At 62.0% G+C, this 14,640-nt stretch carries 16 protein-coding genes; 4 read left to right on the top strand and 12 right to left on the bottom strand.

The window, feature by feature from the left end; genetic code table 11:
* Window positions 1-94 precede the first annotated feature (94 nt).
* Both AB5Y51_RS09535 and AB5Y51_RS09530 read left to right on the top strand, forming a co-directional pair.
* Window positions 95-553, top strand: a complete 459-nt coding sequence (locus tag AB5Y51_RS09535; protein ID WP_010674793.1) for a hypothetical protein — start codon at window positions 95-97, stop codon at window positions 551-553.
* Window positions 550-2,199: a GGDEF domain-containing protein gene (locus tag AB5Y51_RS09530; protein WP_368178337.1), complete on the top strand. Its 1,650-nt coding sequence runs from the start codon at window positions 550-552 to the stop codon at window positions 2,197-2,199. The genes AB5Y51_RS09535 and AB5Y51_RS09530 overlap by 4 nt, the downstream gene beginning before the upstream one ends.
* Before the next feature lie 89 nt (window positions 2,200-2,288).
* Here AB5Y51_RS09530 and AB5Y51_RS09525 read toward each other — a convergent pair whose 3' ends face one another.
* The 7 genes from AB5Y51_RS09525 to AB5Y51_RS09495 form a co-directional block, all read right to left on the bottom strand.
* Complete coding sequence (locus AB5Y51_RS09525) at window positions 2,289-3,314, bottom strand: substrate-binding domain-containing protein (protein WP_041211440.1); 1,026 nt, start codon at window positions 3,312-3,314, stop codon at window positions 2,289-2,291.
* Window positions 3,314-4,246, bottom strand: coding sequence for a ribokinase (gene rbsK, locus AB5Y51_RS09520; protein WP_226044212.1), 933 nt, complete (start codon window positions 4,244-4,246; stop codon window positions 3,314-3,316). Before rbsK ends, AB5Y51_RS09525 begins: the two co-directional genes overlap by 1 nt.
* A 97-nt stretch (window positions 4,247-4,343) precedes the next feature.
* A complete protein-coding gene (gene rbsB / locus AB5Y51_RS09515) occupies window positions 4,344-5,219 on the bottom strand; it encodes a ribose ABC transporter substrate-binding protein RbsB (protein WP_039040773.1) in 876 nt (291 codons plus the stop codon).
* 30 nt (window positions 5,220-5,249) lie between these two features.
* On the bottom strand, window positions 5,250-6,218 hold the full coding sequence (rbsC, locus tag AB5Y51_RS09510) for a ribose ABC transporter permease (protein WP_039040774.1): 969 nt from the start codon (window positions 6,216-6,218) through the stop codon (window positions 5,250-5,252).
* Window positions 6,215-7,744: a ribose ABC transporter ATP-binding protein RbsA gene (gene rbsA, locus AB5Y51_RS09505; RefSeq protein ID WP_368178336.1), complete on the bottom strand. Its 1,530-nt coding sequence runs from the start codon at window positions 7,742-7,744 to the stop codon at window positions 6,215-6,217. The genes rbsC and rbsA overlap by 4 nt, the downstream gene beginning before the upstream one ends.
* Window positions 7,745-7,779: 35 nt before the next feature.
* Complete coding sequence (gene rbsD, locus AB5Y51_RS09500; RefSeq protein ID WP_368178335.1) at window positions 7,780-8,199, bottom strand: D-ribose pyranase; 420 nt, start codon at window positions 8,197-8,199, stop codon at window positions 7,780-7,782.
* Between the two features lie 245 nt (window positions 8,200-8,444).
* Window positions 8,445-9,062 carry a glutathione S-transferase family protein gene (locus AB5Y51_RS09495; RefSeq protein WP_039040777.1) on the bottom strand — a complete coding sequence of 206 codons (618 nt, stop codon included), beginning with the start codon at window positions 9,060-9,062 and terminating at the stop codon, window positions 8,445-8,447.
* Between the two features lie 257 nt (window positions 9,063-9,319).
* On the opposite strand from AB5Y51_RS09495, the gene AB5Y51_RS09490 reads away from it, so the two are divergent.
* Both AB5Y51_RS09490 and AB5Y51_RS09485 read left to right on the top strand, forming a co-directional pair.
* A complete protein-coding gene (locus AB5Y51_RS09490; protein WP_042017089.1) occupies window positions 9,320-10,075 on the top strand; it encodes a hypothetical protein in 756 nt (251 codons plus the stop codon).
* Window positions 10,076-10,136: 61 nt separating this feature from the next.
* On the top strand, window positions 10,137-10,799 hold the full coding sequence (locus AB5Y51_RS09485) for a DUF2987 domain-containing protein (RefSeq protein ID WP_010674784.1): 663 nt from the start codon (window positions 10,137-10,139) through the stop codon (window positions 10,797-10,799).
* Between the two features lie 71 nt (window positions 10,800-10,870).
* Here the strand turns inward: AB5Y51_RS09485 and ttcA are convergent, their stop codons facing one another.
* From ttcA to ccoS, 5 genes are all read right to left on the bottom strand, one after another.
* Window positions 10,871-11,779: a tRNA 2-thiocytidine(32) synthetase TtcA gene (ttcA, locus tag AB5Y51_RS09480; protein ID WP_010674783.1), complete on the bottom strand. Its 909-nt coding sequence runs from the start codon at window positions 11,777-11,779 to the stop codon at window positions 10,871-10,873.
* A 67-nt stretch (window positions 11,780-11,846) separates the two neighbouring features.
* The gene (gene uspE / locus AB5Y51_RS09475; RefSeq protein ID WP_039040780.1) at window positions 11,847-12,794 is read right to left on the bottom strand and encodes a universal stress protein UspE; all 948 of its coding nucleotides are present in this window, start codon (window positions 12,792-12,794) and stop codon (window positions 11,847-11,849) included.
* A gap of 136 nt (window positions 12,795-12,930) precedes the next feature.
* Complete coding sequence (locus tag AB5Y51_RS09470; RefSeq protein ID WP_039040781.1) at window positions 12,931-13,686, bottom strand: FNR family transcription factor; 756 nt, start codon at window positions 13,684-13,686, stop codon at window positions 12,931-12,933.
* Between the two features lie 68 nt (window positions 13,687-13,754).
* Complete coding sequence (locus AB5Y51_RS09465; RefSeq protein WP_045524886.1) at window positions 13,755-14,441, bottom strand: sulfite exporter TauE/SafE family protein; 687 nt, start codon at window positions 14,439-14,441, stop codon at window positions 13,755-13,757.
* Window positions 14,425-14,631 (bottom strand): cbb3-type cytochrome oxidase assembly protein CcoS, encoded by a 207-nt coding sequence (gene ccoS / locus AB5Y51_RS09460; protein WP_167825620.1) that lies wholly within the window; start codon window positions 14,629-14,631, stop codon window positions 14,425-14,427. The genes AB5Y51_RS09465 and ccoS overlap by 17 nt, the downstream gene beginning before the upstream one ends.
* Window positions 14,632-14,640: the final 9 nt, after the last annotated feature.

The following is a 14,640-nucleotide window of genomic DNA, read 5'->3' as shown; positions in this document are numbered from 1 at the left end:
CACACAGTTGCATTGACCCACTGAAATCGCCACACTGGCTCCTAACTTCAAGATGCAGTTGGCACAACATGTCATGAACTTTCCAACGCGCGGGATGGCCTCTCTCCTGCTGGTGCTTTTCTCGTTCGGTACCCAGGCTTCCTCCTCTTCGCTATTGCAACTGATCCTGCCGGATAAGCGGGAAATCACCCTGGATGAGGCGGCGTTGGCCGCCTTGCCACAAGTGGAGTTCGAGACGGCGACGCCCTGGACCCTCGGCACCCACCGCTATCGTGGACCGACCCTGAAGAGCGTGCTGGCGGCGCAGCAGGTGGATAGTGCCAGCGCCATCGATGTCGCCGCACTCAATGGCTACCAGCAGCGGGTCGATCTCTCCCTGTTTGCCAAGGTGCCGCTGACCCTGGTGCGTTACCAGGATGACAAACCGCTCACCCGTCGCAATAAAGGGCCGCTCTGGCTGCTGGTCCCCCTCTCGGCCCATCCCGACATGGATGTGTCCGCCATCCACAACAACATGGTCTGGCAGGTGATCCGCATCGAGGTTGTCCCGTGACGCGACGACAGCGAGATAACCTGCTGCTTGCAGCCATTTCCCTGCTGTTTCTCTTCTCGTCCCTCTGGGGGCTGCTGCTGCAGAGTCGGCACGAGCAGCTCGTTGACATGTTCTACCGCAACACCCACTGGAACATCAGCCAGGTAATGCAGGAGTCCCAGCGATTTCTCTATGATGTGCGCCTCTACCGTGCCGGGGCGCTCGACATGGCGGCCCTGAGCCTGGATTACGACCTGCTGTGGAACCGGCTGGATGTGTTCCTGATCAGTACCGAGACTGCTGATGCGCGAGCGAGGCATGGGTTGGGGGAGGTGCTTGAACGGCTCTTTGACGAACTCAAGGCGCTGGATCCCCAGATGCAGTCCGGGGAGCTGAAGAGGGGGAAAGCCCTCGATCTTGCCCTCGTCCGGCTGACCGGCTTGACCCATCAGGTGGAGCAGATTGGGGATCAGATCCTCTCCGGCCAGGAGCGGGAAGCCTCCCTCAACCAGTTGCGCCAGAGCCTGTTCTGGATCCAGATCTGGCAGTTGATCCTGCTGGTGATGGGCTGTGTGCTGGTCTTTGCCCTCATTCGAACCAATCTGCAGAATCGTCGCCTCTCCCTGCTCGATCCCATGACCCGGCTTGGCAATCGTCGGGCCTTGCAGGGGCAGCTCAGGCAATCCCTGCTGCAAGATCGGGTCCAGGCGCTGGCGGTGCTGGATCTGAAGCGGTTCAAGCAGGTCAATGATCTGCTCGGATACCAGGTTGGTGATCGTCTGTTGCAGGCGGTCGCGGCCCGGTTGCGTCAGGCATGCCCCGGCCGGGCGTACCGGTTGGGGGGCGATGAGTTCGCCGTGGTGCTGGACGACGAAGAGGGAGATCTCGATGCCCGCATGGCCGTCATGGTGAGCCTGTTGCAGTTTGAGTTCGTGACCCGGGAAAGCAGCTTTGATCTGGCGTGTCGCTTCGGAGTGGCCAGGTGCGAGGGTGGCGAGGATGCCGATGAGCTATTGGAGCAGGCCATATTGGCATTGAACGAGGCCAAGCGTGAGGGGACCATCCTGGTGTGGTATCAGAGTGCGATGAAGGCTGACCTCCACATGGCCCAGCGGCAGCTGCACCAACTGCGGGAGTGGCTGGCGGGGGCAGCCCCTTCCCCCCTGGAGACCCTCTGCGAGCCGATGAGAGACGAGCAGGGCGTGCCGGTGACGGCGGTCAGCCTGCGCTGGCGGGTGAGCCAGCAGCCCTGTGACGTGGGCTGGATGCAGGAGCGTGGTGTCCTTGGGCCCGTGATGGCGCGATGGCTGACAGAAGAGCCATGCAGTGGCACCTTGCTGGTAAGGCTTCATCAGCCTGCCCAGCTGGCCCCTCTGCTGGCGAGCCTTCCCCCCTTGCCACAGGGGAGGCTGATCCTGGCATTGCCTGCGCTGATACCGGATGCCACCCTGCTTGAGAAGATGCGCGAGTGTGGCTGCATGCTGGCGCTGAGCGAGCTTGGCAGCAGCGCCCCCGAACTGCTGCAGGCGGGCTGGCCAATTCGCTACTGGCTGCCAGCACCCCCCGGGTACGAGGCGCTGCTCCAGCCGTTGGCAACGGCGCTGGGGCTGCTGCGCCTGGCTCCCCGGGGAGAGGCGCAGCAAGAGGATGATCTCAAGCTGAGTTGAGTGGTGGCTTGTGCAGTCTCGGGGCCGATGCCAAGGAGACAATACACAGAAGGGCGGCTCATGGCCGCCCTTCTGCTGCTTGCTGGCACTTAAACTGGTTTGCTGTCCGGCGAGGAAAAGGGAGCGCAGGAGTGTCTGATCACCAGGTCCGGATCCACGGTGATCATGCGGTTTGCAATGGGCTCGCCGTTGATGCGCGCCAGCAGCCGGGTGACGGCGAGGCGGCCCAGCTCCTCTTTCGGTTGATTGACCGTGGTGAGCGGGGGGGACATGAACTGGGCCAGCGCCACGTTGTCATAGCCGACGATGGAGAGATCGCGGGGGATCACCAGCCCCGCCTGATGGGCGGCACTGATGACCCCCATGGCCATCATGTCGTTGCAGACAAACAGCGCGGTGGGACGCTCTGGCAGTGCCAGCAGGCGGGTCATGGCGGCGGCACCGCTGGCGCAGTCAAAGTCTCCCTCCTGGATCCAGCCCGGATTGACGGTGAGCCCGGCCTCCTGCATCGCCTGCTCGAAACCCGCCTGGCGCTGGTTGGCCGGGGCGCGGCTGTGGGGGCCCGTGATGCAACCGATGGCAGTGTGACCCAGCCCCAGCAGGTGGCGGGTTGCCAGGTAGCCGCCGCGATGGGAGTTGTCGGCGATGAGATCCACCTCGCCGTTCTCCATGCCCCAGTCCATCACCACGACCGGCAGGCTCTTGAGCCAGTCGAGCTGGTTGAACACCTCCTGCTGCCCTTCACTGCACATGATGAGCAGGCCGTCGACCCGTTTCCTGAGCATCATCTTGAGGTAGGAGAGCGCCGTCTCGGCCTGTCCTTCGGTGTTGCCCAGCATCAGGTTGTAACCCTGCTCGAAACAGTAGCGCTCCACCCCGCGCACCACCTCGGCGAAGAAGGGGTTGCTGGAGGTGGTGACCAGCATGCCGATGCTGTTGGTCTCCTTTACCTTGAGGCTGCGGGCCACCAGGCTCGGGGCATAGTTGAGATCGCGCATGGCGGCGAAGACCCGCTCCCGGGTCTCTTCGGCGACGAAACGGGTCTCGTTGATGACGTGGGAGACAGTGGTGGTCGACACCCCCGCCAGCGCGGCCACCTCCTTGATATTGGCCATCAGTGCCCCTGCGCAGTCTGTTCAAGGAGGAAGGCATCGACCTCCTGCTTGCTCGGGATGGAGCTTTGGGCACCAAACCGGGTGACGGAGAGTGCCGCCGCCCCGTGGGCAAAGCGTACGGCAGCGTCAAAGTCGGCGCCGGCGAGCTCGGCCGCCAGGAAGGCGCCGTTGAAGGTATCCCCGGCCGCCGTGGTATCCACCGCCTTGACCCGAAAACCCGGCATGAGCGCCTGTTGCTGCCCCTTGCTGCAATAGACCCCTTGAGACCCCAGGGTGATCATCACCTCACCGATGCCCATCTGGTGGAAGCGGGCGGCAGCCTCACGGGCGCTCGCTTCGTCCGTCACCTTGATGCCGGTCAGCAGCTCGGCCTCGGTCTGGTTGGGGGTGATGAGATCCACCAGCGCCAGCAGATCCCTTGAGAGCGGGCGCGCGGGGGCTGGGTTGAGCACCACCCGTGTGCCGTGGGCACGAGCCAGACGGGCCGCTTCCTGCACGCTCTCGAGTGGCACTTCCAGTTGCAGCAGCAGGGTGTGGGCGGCGGCGATCATCGCCTCGTGACCTTGCACCACGGTCGGGGTGAGGGCGCCGTTGGCTTCGGCGGAGATGCCGATGCTGTTCTCCCCCTCGTCGCTCACATAGATGATGGCGATGCCGGTGGGGAGCCTGGGGTCGAGTTCGACGGCGCTGACATCGATGCCGTCGTTGGCAAACCCGGTTTTCATCTGGTGGCCGATGGCATCATCACCGATGCGGGCGATGAAGGAGACAGGGGCGCCGAGGCGGGCGGCGGCCACCGCCTGATTGGCACCCTTGCCGCCGGGAACGACCTGATAGCTGTGGCCGGTCAGGGTTTCACCGGGGCGGGGAAAGTGGGGGACGCGCAGCACATGATCCGCATTCACGCTGCCGAGGACTACGAGACGATTCATTCCTATCACCCTTGGTTGAGTACATCCTGGTCTGGGTGGGCCCAGACCAGGCGGCACTGGGGGAAAAAGAGAGGGGAGGCGAACCTCCCCCAACAACTTACTTGTTGACGATTTGCAGCGGTACCGGGATGGATTTTTCTACCGGTTGACCCTTGAGCACCTTGTCGGCGGTTTCCACGCCGATGGCGCCGATGAGGGCGGGCTGCTGGGCCACGGTGGCGGCCAGTTTACCCTTGGCCACGGCCGCTTTGCCATCGTCGGTGCCGTCGAAGCCCACGATCATCACCTCTTTGCCGGCGGCCTGCACGGCGCGGATGGCACCCAGCGCCATCTCGTCGTTCTGGGCGAACACCGCCTGCACGGTCGGATGGGCGGCCAGCAGGTTCTCCATGACGTTCAGACCCTTGGTGCGGTCAAAGTCGGCGGGCTGGGAGGCCAGCACCTGCAGTTTGTTGGCGGTGACCGCCAGGGCGAAGCCTTCGCCGCGATCACGGGCGGCGGAGGTACCTGCGATCCCTTCCAGCTGGATCACCTTGGCGCCGCTGCCCAGCTTCTCGGCGATGAAGTCGCCAGCCAGCTTGCCACCGGCCACGTTGTCGGAGGCGATGTGAGCCTTGACGTCACCCTGGGCTGCGCCGCGGTCCAGGGTCAGCACCGGGATGTTCGCCTTGTTGGCCAGGCGAATGGCGTTGCCCACTGCTTCGGAGTCGGTCGGGTTGATCAGGATGGCGTTGACCTTGCGCACGGTGAGATCTTCCACGTTGGAGAGCTCCTTGGCCGGGTCGTTCTGGGAGTCAAGCACCACCAGATCGTAGCCAAGCTCCTTGGCCTTGGCTTCGGCGCCCTCCTTCATGGTGACGAAGAAGGGGTTGTTGAGGGTGGAGACCACCATCGCCAGGGTGTGATCCGCGGCCTGGGCGGTGCCCAGCACGGACATGATGGCGGCAGCGAGCAGGGTATTGAGCTTTTTCATCATTTCATTCCTTGTGTGTGGCGTGGCTTGTTAACGGTTGCTTTTGTTATCGATCATCACGGCAAGCAAAATCACGCTGGCCTTGGCGATCATCTGGTAATAGGAGCTGACGTCGAGCAGGTTGAGGGCATTGTTGAGGAAGCCGATGATGAGGGCACCGATCAGGGTACCCATGATACGGCCCTTGCCCCCCATCAGGCTGGTGCCCCCCAGCACCACGGCGGCGATGGCATCCAGCTCGTACCCCATGCCGGCGGTGGGCTGGGCGGAGGAGAGGCGGGATGTGACGATGAGCCCGGCCAGTGCCGACAGCATGCCGCACAGACCATACACCGCGAGCTTGACCCGATCCACATTGATACCGGAGAGGCGGGTGGCCGATTCGTTGCCGCCGAGGGCATAGATGTAGCGGCCCAGGCGAGTGTGGTTGAGCAGGTACCAGGCCAGCAGGAAGACGATGGCCATCAGCCAGATGGGCACCGGCAGACCCAGCAGGTAGCCGGTCCCGAGCCAGGCGAAGTGATCGGCGCCGTCACTGAAGCCGGTGGAAATGGGGCGCCCCTCGGTGTAGACCATGGTGACGCCGCGCAGGGCGGTCATGGTGACCAGGGTGGCGATGAAGGCCTGTACCTTGCCCTTGGCGATGATGAGGCCGCTGATGCTGCCAAGCAGGGCGCCGGCCCCCAGGGTGAGGGGGATCACCAGGCCGATGGGCAGCTCCATGGCCACCATGGTGGCGGCCAGGGCGCCGCACAGGGCCAGTACCGAGCCGACCGACAGATCGATGCCGGCGGTCAGGATGACCAGCGTCATGCCGACCGCCATGATGGCGTTGACCGATGTCTGGCGCAGGATGTTGAGCAGGTTGTCGGCGGTGAAGAAATTGGGGCTCAGGAAAGAGACCACGCCGATCAGCACCAGCAGCGCGACCAGGGACTTGTTCTCGATCCACCAGGCCTTGCTCATGACGCCGCGGCGGGAAAGGGTTTGGGTTGTCATTGTGCTGCCTCTTGCTCTGCTTGCCACTGTTTACCGACTGCCGCTGCCATCAGCTTCTCCTGATTGGCATCGCGGGTGTTGAATTCTGCGCTGATGCGCCCTTCGTGCATCACCATGATGCGATCACTCATGCCGAGCACTTCCGGCATTTCGGAGGAGACCAGGATGATGCTCATCCCCTCCTTCTTGAACTGGTTGATGAGCTGATAGATCTCCTTCTTGGCGCCGACATCGACGCCGCGGGTCGGCTCATCCAGGATCAGCACCTTGGGCCGGGTAAGCAGCCCCTTGGCGATGGCCACCTTCTGCTGGTTGCCGCCGGAGAGGAGCTTGATTAGCTGATCCTGACTCGGGGTCTTGATGTTGAACAGACGCACATAGTCCCCTACCGCCTGGCGCTCGGCCTGACCGTCAATCTTGCCGCCACGAATGAACTCGCCGAGGGCGCACAGGCTCATGTTTTCGCGCACCGACAGCTCCAGCACCAGGCCGTCGCCCTTGCGATCCTCGGAGATATAGGCGATGCCGGCGGCCAGGCCATCGGCCGGGCTCTTGGGGACCAGTGCGTGGCCATCCACGGTAATGTCACCGGCGCTGATGGGGCTGGCACCGTAGATGAGCTTCATCAGCTCGGTACGCCCGGACCCCATCAGGCCGCTGAAGCCCAGAATTTCACCCTGACGCAGGGAGAAGCTCACCCCGCGCACGCCGGGGCCGGCCAGATCGTTCACCTGCAGGCTGACCGGGCCAAGCTCGCGCACCAGGCGCGGGTACTGCTCTTCCAGTCGGCGACCCACCATCATCTCGATGATCCTGTCTTCATCGAGATCGCTCACCGCCTGCTCGCCGATCCACTTACCATCCCGCAGCACGGTGACCCGATCGCAGATCTCGAAGATCTCTTTCAGGCGGTGGGAGATGTAGACGATGCCGCACCCCTGCTCACGCAGCTCGCGAATGACGGTGAAGAGCTGCTCGGTCTCGGTATCGGTCAGCGCATCGGTGGGTTCGTCCATGATGATGACGCTGGCATCGAACGACAGCGCCTTGGCGATCTCCACCATCTGCTGTTCGCCGATGGAGAGACTTCCGAGTCGGGTATCCGGCCCATGCTTGACGCCAAGCCGTGCCAGCAGGGTGCTTGCCCGTTCGCGCAGCTGCTTGTGGTCGATGCTGCCAAAACGGGTGCGCGGTTCGCGGCCGAGGAAGATGTTGGCGGCAATCGATAGCTCCGGCAGCAGATTCAGCTCCTGATGGATGATGCTGATCCCCTGATCCTGGGAGTCGCGGGGGCCCTTGAAGTGAACCGGCTGGCCGCGATAGCTGATGCTGCCCGAATCGGCCTGGTAGATGCCGGTCAGCACCTTCATCAGGGTCGACTTGCCAGCGCCGTTTTCGCCGAGCAGGGCCATCACCTGGCCCGGATAGACCCGAAGACCCGCGTCGTCGAGGGCGCGTACCCCGGGGAAGGTCTTGACGATCCCGGTCAGCTCCAGAATGGGTGAGAGGGGGGAGGTTGTGCTCATTTGCAGCTTCCTTGAAGAGGCCTTCTTTGAAGAATTCAGAACGCCACACCGGCGCAGAGGATCAGGTTGGCGTAGGGGGTCACCTCGCCGCTGCGCACGATCGCCTTGCTCTGGCGGGAGCGGGTTTTGAACTCCTCATGCAGGCAGTATTCGATGGCGATGGGCTTGCCCTGGGCGGCTGCTTGCGCCTCCAGCTGATCCACCAGCGCCTGATGGGTGGCGGGGCTGATCGCCTTGATCTCGCTTGCCATGATCACCTTCTCCACCACCAGGTCGGTGAGCAAGGCGGTCAGCACGGTTTCAAGGCTCGGCGTCCCCGCCATCAGCGCCAGATCGATGCGCTCGGGGCCTGCCGGAATGGGCAGGCCAGCGTCGCAGACGGTGATCTCGTCGGTGTGGCCCATCTGCGCGACCAGCGCGCTTAAGGGAGCATTGAGCAGCTTGCCTCGTTTCATACAGCACCTCGGCGGCCTGGGACCGCATATGGATATTGAGTTGGGCAATCGGTTACGCAACCGGTTGCGTCATTAGGGCGAAAGATAGGTGTTAACCGTTAACGGGTCTAGGCAGTGATGACGAAAATGTGAAAACGATCTCAGTGACAGGGCAATTTCAGAAGAAACGGGTGCCAGAAGAGCACCCGTCTGAGAGGCGTCGCCGGATGTTGCCCGTACAAAAAGGCGTACCCGGCGCGAGGAGTTCAGAGGGCGAGCGCCGCCTGCACTGCGGGGCGGGCCAGCATGCGCTGATAGTGATCCGCCACCTTGGGAAACTCGCTGATGGCAACCCCGTCGCTCTCGAGCCAGCCTGCAATCACGAAGAGGTAGATGTCGGCCAGGCTGAAGCGCTCCCCCAGTACCCAGGGGCCGGCCAGATAGTGGCGCTCAATCTGGTCAAAGCCATCGCGCATGTTCTGGGGCATCTTGGCCTGCATGGCAGCCATGGCCTGTTCATCGTCGGCCCAGCGGCCGGGACGGCGTCCATGGGCATGGGCGACATGGACGGTGGAGACGAGGAAACTGTGTACCTCCTGCATCCTGGCCAGGAGGAAGGGGTCATCCAATGGGGCCAGCCCGGCGTTAGGAAAACGCTGGGCCACGTAGAGCAGCAGGGCCGGTGTTTCGGTCAGCACGCCATGCTCCGTCACCAGTGCCGGGACTCGCCCCTTGGGATTGATGGCGAGGTAGTCGGGGCTGCGCTGTTCACCAGCGGCCAGATCCAGGCGCTTGACAAGGTGAGGGGCACCGGCCTCCACCAGAGCGATGCGTACCGCCATGGCACAGGTACCGGGGGCAAGATAGAGCGTCAGTTCGGACATGACCGTTTTCCTTGTGTGAGAGAGAAGAGCCAGTGGACATCTCGTCCGCCAGCGCGCGCCATCATCCTACTCCCGTTGGACAGAGGGGCCAAGGGTGAGGGGAACTTCATCAAGAAGGGCTGCAAGGCCTTTGGTATCAATGGCTTTCTGAACGGAAGATAACAGGAAAAACGGCTACGCATGCCGGTTCAAACCGCTATAATGTGCCACCTTGGATCAGTCGTCAGTGAATGTTGGACAGTCAATTGAGTAATAGAATGCGGATCGGTGGAACCCTCGAACAGTCCCTCAGCCAGGGATATCGTCTGGACCTGCAAGGGGTGTTGAAAGAGGGGTGGCAACAGACTCGTCGCACCGGTTTCGGATTGGCGCTGGCCATCGCCGGGGTCATGGCAATCTGGATCCTGCTGAGCAATACCTTGCTGACACCCTATGTCGCCCGTGAAGGAGGGGATATGGATATGGCCCTGATCCTGAGCTTGCTGGTCACGGTGATCATGTCACCCATGACCTCCTCCCTCGACATGCTGGGGTTGCAGCAGTCGGTGGGGGTGCGCGCCCGGCCGAGCCAGGTATTCGACTTCTTCCGCCACTTCCTGCGCCTGGGCAGCCTGAGTCTGCTCGGCAGCCTCATCACCAGCCTGTTTGGCCCCCTGTTCGAGCTGCTGGGTGTGCCGGTGATGCTGGCCTTCATCCCTTCCGCCCTGGTGGGCATGGGGCTGGTGTTTACCGTACCTCTGGTGCTGGAGCGCGGTCTTTCCCCGGCTCAGGCCATTCTGGTCTCCCTCAAGCTCTTTGCCCGGGGATGGCCCAGCATAGTGCTGCTGCACGGGGTCATGCTGGCACTCTTCTTCCTGGCGCTCATCCCCATGGGGCTGGGACTTATCTGGGTGGCGCCGCTCTACTTCAACTGCAAGGGCATTCTCTACCGGGATCTGTGTGGGGTGGCAGTCGAAGTGACCGAGGTTGCCAGTGGCAACGACGGGCAGGGCCCGGATCATTTCAACGCATAACGGGATACCAGGGGATCAGCCGGTGTCGACCCGCCCGGAACATGATGCAAAAGGATGGCATATGAACAAGCGATACGGGATGGCGGCGCTCCTGCTGGTACCCATGCTGGGACAGGCTGAGCCGTCCCTTGAACTCGACTACGGCACCTTCTACAGCCAGATGAAGACCTTCGCCAAGGGGGAATTTGGCCACGCCAGACTGGGCTTTTATCTGGCCAGTCAACAGAACGGTCGGCGATGCGGGCTCACCTCGGCCCGGGTCTCGACCCCGGACAGGGATGTGCCCGCCGAGGTCACGGTGGATGGCGAACTGCGTCTGCCCTATGACGAAGATCTCAACCTCGACAAGGCGATCGTGGTGGTGGGGCTCACCGAGGCCCACGCCGCCTGCGATCTGTCGGTACAGGTGATGGCTGACGCCCCCGCCACACCCGAGGTGCCGCTGGCCGAGCTCGTCTCGCGCCAGCAGCAGATGCAGCGATTGCTCGACAAGATGGCCGGCATGGTCGGCCAGTATTTCCTGCCCAAGATGGAAGGGGTGAGGATCTCCATGGTGGCGCCCGCAGGCACAGCCTACCTTGTGGAGGGTGCCCGTCAGGAGGCCGTCTCCTGGCAGCAGGGGCAACTGCTGCTCAGCAATGCGCAGCTGAAGGGGTTTGCCCAGGGCAAGCTGCAACTGCAAGGGGAGATCCTGCGCCTGACCCCCTGGCTGCACAAGGGGTAGCGACCCGAGTCCGCAGATTGCCAGAATGAAAAAAGGAGCGCCTGGCGCTCCTTTTCTGTGGGTGACGGGGCTTAGCGCACCTCAATCACGTCCAGCATGTCCATCTCGTCGATGTCCAGCAGCGGCGCCTTGGGCAGCTCGGGCGGATCAAATGCCTTGTCGCCACCGTCGATGATGCCGGAGTCGCGGTTGATGCTCTTGAAGTCAAACAGCTGGTGATCGAGCAGATGGCTCGGGATCACGTCCTGAATGGCGGTGAACATGGTTTCGAGACGACCCGGGAAGCGGCGATCCCACTCCTGCATCATCTGCTTGATGGCCTGGCGCTGGAGGTTCTCCTGGGAGCCGCACAGGTTGCAGGGGATGATGGGGAAGGCCTTGACCTCGGCATAGCGCACCAGGTCTTTCTCCTTGCAGTAGGCCAGGGGGCGGATCACCACGTTCTTGCCATCGTCGCTCACCAGCTTGGGGGGCATGGATTTGAGCTTGCCACCGTAGAACATGTTGAGGAACAGGGTCTCGAGGATGTCGTCACGGTGATGGCCAAGGGCGATCTTGGTGCAACCCAGCTCCTGGGCGGTGCGATACAGAATGCCGCGGCGCAGGCGGGAGCAGAGCGCGCAGGTGGTCTTGCCCTCCGGTACCTTCTCCTTGACGATGGAATAGGTATCTTCTTCCACGATCTTGAAGTCGATGCCGAGAGTGCTCAGGTATTCGGGCAGCACGTGCTCGGGGAAGCCGGGTTGCTTCTGATCCAGGTTGACGGCCACCAGATCGAAATGGATGGGGGCGCTGGCCTTCAGGCTCATCAGGATGTCGAGCATGGCAAAGCTGTCCTTGCCGCCAGACAGGCAGACCATGATCTTGTCACCCTCTTCAATCATGTTGAAGTCGGCGATGGCCTGGCCCACGTTGCGCCGCAGGCGTTTCTGCAGCTTGTTGAAACTGTATTTCTCTTTGGCGTTAAGCTCTTCTAGCATGGCCTCAAACCCGGGACAAAAATAAGCGGCTTATTATAGCCATGTCCCGGGGGAGGGCAAGAAACGCTTATGCAGGATGACGCCTGTCATCCACAGGGCAGCTGTAATCGTCGGGTTTGAGGATGAGAATGTCGCAGTTGAGCCTGTCCACCACGTGCTCGGCGGTGTTGCCAAGCAGGGCGGCAGAGAGGCCGGTACGGCCGACGCATCCCATGATCATCAGGGTGGCATTCAGATCGTCCGCCATGTCCGGCAGCACCTCCTCCGGCAAGCCTTCCGCCACCTTGGTCCACATGTGGTTGATGCCGAACTGATCGGCATGTTCCCGCAGCAGATCTTCATGGTGTTTGCGAATGGCATCGTTGTAGGCGTTGGGATCGAACTCTGGCAGTTCGATGGCGACATTGACCGGGGTGCCCGGGTAGGTGTTGACCAGATAGAGACTGGCACCAAGCAGCTCGGCGATGGCGATCCCCTCGCGGGTGATCCGCTCGTTGAGCACCTTCTGCTCCTTGTCATCGCTCGAGCAGTTGATGGCGGCAATCAGGTTGCCCCCCCGTTGCCAGTGCCCTTCTTTTACCAGCAGAACCGGACAGGGGCATTTGCGCAGCAGGTGCCAGTCGGTGGGGGTGAAGATGAAGGTTTGCAGGAAGGAGTGTTTGTGAGTCGCCTTGACGACCAGATCGTGACGCTGTTCCAGCACTTCCTGAATGACGCACTCGAAGGGACGGTTGTGCCAGAGCACTTTCACCTCGCATTCCAGCCCTCTGGCCCGATAGGGAGTGAGGATCTCGTCGAGCCACTCCCGACGCTGGGCGATGACACCATGGCGCATCTCTTCCCGCTCGTCTGCCGAGAGCATCGCGGTCATCTCGTAAGAGAAGTCGTAAATCGTCAGGAGCAGGGTCAGCTGGGCACCCTCATCCAGCTCGGCGACCTTGACCGCGCGCTCGAGCGCGATCTGGCGCTCCTCCTCGGGATTGATCACCACCAGAATGTTTCGGTACTTGACCATGTTCTCCTCCTTGGCAAAAAGGCCAATGATGGCAACTCTTTAGCTATTACAGCTTAGTCCAAGGGGGGAGACGGGAAGGTGTGCCGGATCAAATTTCAGGGTGATCCGATCCGGCAAAAAAGGGAATAAACGGGGATTAACCGCAGGGAGGACGAGTGGCTCCGGCCATGACGCCCAAGGCAACGTTGTCCAGTACAGTAATGTATTTGCCTTTGACGCTGATGAGACCGGATTTCTGGAAACGGCCCAGCAGGCGGCTGATGGTCTCGACGGTGAGACCGAGGTAGTTGCCGATGTCCCCACGGGTCATGGAGAGGCGGAACTCCTTGGCGGAGAAGCCGCGCTCGGAGAAACGAACCGAGAGATTGTGCAGGAAGGCAGCGAGGCGCTCTTCGGCGTTCTTTTTGGAGAGCAGCAGTATCATCTCCTGGTCGCCCATGATCTCGTTGCTCATCAGGCGCATGATCTGCTGGCGCAGTTTGGGCATCTTGCCTGAGAGGTCGTCGAGCACATCGAACGGGATCTCGCACACCATGGCGGTTTCCAGCGCCTGGGCGAAGGAGGGGTGAGACTGCTTGTGGATGGCGTCAAAACCGACCAGATCGCCAGCCAGGTGGAAGGCGGTTATCTGCTCGTCACCCTGCTCGGTGATGGTGTATGACTTGATGGTCCCGGAACGGATGGCATAGAGCGATTTGAGCTCGTCGCCGGCCTTGAACAACTCTTCACCCTTCTGGATAGGCTTTTTGCGCTCGATGATGCTGTCCAGCTGATCAAGCTCGTTGTCGTTCAGGGTGAAGGGGATGCAGAGCTGGCTGATGCTGCAATCCTGGCAATGAATTGCACAGCCACCGCTCTGAATACGTCTGCCAGGTTTCTTGTCCGGGATCATAGGCTCAAATGAATAATTGATTTATATCAAACAAGTTTACCACCATCTCATCCGTTTTGGATAGGGTTTCAAAAAGACGCCATTCCGATCCAGAGGGTGTGGATCCCGTAAGCAATAAGCAGCAAGGCGCCCCCAAGGCGCAGGCTGCGCAGGGTGAGCCAGTAGCGCAATCGGTCTGCCAGCCCCCCCAGCGCAAACAGGGTCGGCAGGGTGCCGAGGCCGAAAAAGAGCATGATGAGTGCCCCGCCACTCGCGGAGCCTGCAGCAGCGCTCCAGGTCAGCATGGAGTAGACGAGGCCGCAAGGGAGCCAGCCCCAGACCATGCCAAAGGGGAGGGCCTGCCAGGCTGATGTAAACGGGAGAAACCTGCCTGCCAGCGGCTTGATGAGAGGCCAGAACTTCGCACCGATGCGCTCGAGCAGCAAGACGCCATGCCACCAGCCAGCCAAGTAGAGGCCGAGCGCTATCATGAGCAGGGCGGCGATGAGGCGAAGCCCTGCCAGGGCGTGTTTGCCGGCGCCTATCTCCGTGGTGGTGGCGAGCAAGCCGCCCACCAGCGCGCCCGCCAGCACATAGCTCAGGATGCGCCCCAGGTTGTAGTTGAGCAGATAACCGAGCCTGCCCCAAAAATGCTGCTTCTCGGCAGGTATGGCCATGGAGAGCGCTGCAGACACGCCGCCGCACATGCCGATGCAGTGGCCGGCACCGGCAAGCCCGACCAGCAGGGCGCCCATGAGGTCAAGGCTGCTGGTCATGGGGACTGTTTTCCTCTTCAGGGTGTTGTTCAGGGGGGGACAAGGGGCGCTGCTCCTCGTCAAACAGGATGTTGGAGCCCTGCCTGTCGAGATCCTCGAACTGCTCGGAGCGGATGGCCCAGAAGAAGACGGCTCCTGCAATGACAACGAACAGGATGGCGATGGGGATGAGGACGAAGATGATGTTCATGGCGCGGAC

The sequence above is a fragment of the Aeromonas sp. R7-1 genome (assembly GCF_040908115.1).
GTDB lineage: Bacteria > Pseudomonadota > Gammaproteobacteria > Enterobacterales > Aeromonadaceae > Aeromonas > Aeromonas caviae.
This window is presented reverse-complemented; position numbering and strand designations above follow the sequence as displayed.

What these genes read in the sequence shown, in the direction of transcription:
- AB5Y51_RS09535 (WP_010674793.1), top strand. Translation starts at nt 95, where the DNA reads ATGGCCTCTCTCCTGCTGGTGCTTTTCTCGTTCGGTACCCAGGCTTCC.
- AB5Y51_RS09525 (WP_041211440.1), bottom strand. Translation starts at nt 3,314, where the DNA reads ATGGCCAATATCAAGGAGGTGGCCGCGCTGGCGGGGGTGTCGACCACC.
- rbsK (WP_226044212.1), bottom strand. Translation starts at nt 4,246, where the DNA reads ATGAATCGTCTCGTAGTCCTCGGCAGCGTGAATGCGGATCATGTGCTG.
- rbsB (WP_039040773.1), bottom strand. Translation starts at nt 5,219, where the DNA reads ATGAAAAAGCTCAATACCCTGCTCGCTGCCGCCATCATGTCCGTGCTG.
- rbsC (WP_039040774.1), bottom strand. Translation starts at nt 6,218, where the DNA reads ATGACAACCCAAACCCTTTCCCGCCGCGGCGTCATGAGCAAGGCCTGG.
- rbsA (WP_368178336.1), bottom strand. Translation starts at nt 7,744, where the DNA reads ATGAGCACAACCTCCCCCCTCTCACCCATTCTGGAGCTGACCGGGATC.
- rbsD (WP_368178335.1), bottom strand. Translation starts at nt 8,199, where the DNA reads ATGAAACGAGGCAAGCTGCTCAATGCTCCCTTAAGCGCGCTGGTCGCG.
- AB5Y51_RS09495 (WP_039040777.1), bottom strand. Translation starts at nt 9,062, where the DNA reads ATGTCCGAACTGACGCTCTATCTTGCCCCCGGTACCTGTGCCATGGCG.
- AB5Y51_RS09490 (WP_042017089.1), top strand. Translation starts at nt 9,320, where the DNA reads ATGCGGATCGGTGGAACCCTCGAACAGTCCCTCAGCCAGGGATATCGT.
- AB5Y51_RS09485 (WP_010674784.1), top strand. Translation starts at nt 10,137, where the DNA reads ATGAACAAGCGATACGGGATGGCGGCGCTCCTGCTGGTACCCATGCTG.
- ttcA (WP_010674783.1), bottom strand. Translation starts at nt 11,779, where the DNA reads ATGCTAGAAGAGCTTAACGCCAAAGAGAAATACAGTTTCAACAAGCTG.
- uspE (WP_039040780.1), bottom strand. Translation starts at nt 12,794, where the DNA reads ATGGTCAAGTACCGAAACATTCTGGTGGTGATCAATCCCGAGGAGGAG.
- AB5Y51_RS09470 (WP_039040781.1), bottom strand. Translation starts at nt 13,686, where the DNA reads ATGATCCCGGACAAGAAACCTGGCAGACGTATTCAGAGCGGTGGCTGT.
- AB5Y51_RS09465 (WP_045524886.1), bottom strand. Translation starts at nt 14,441, where the DNA reads ATGACCAGCAGCCTTGACCTCATGGGCGCCCTGCTGGTCGGGCTTGCC.
- ccoS (WP_167825620.1), bottom strand. Translation starts at nt 14,631, where the DNA reads ATGAACATCATCTTCGTCCTCATCCCCATCGCCATCCTGTTCGTTGTC.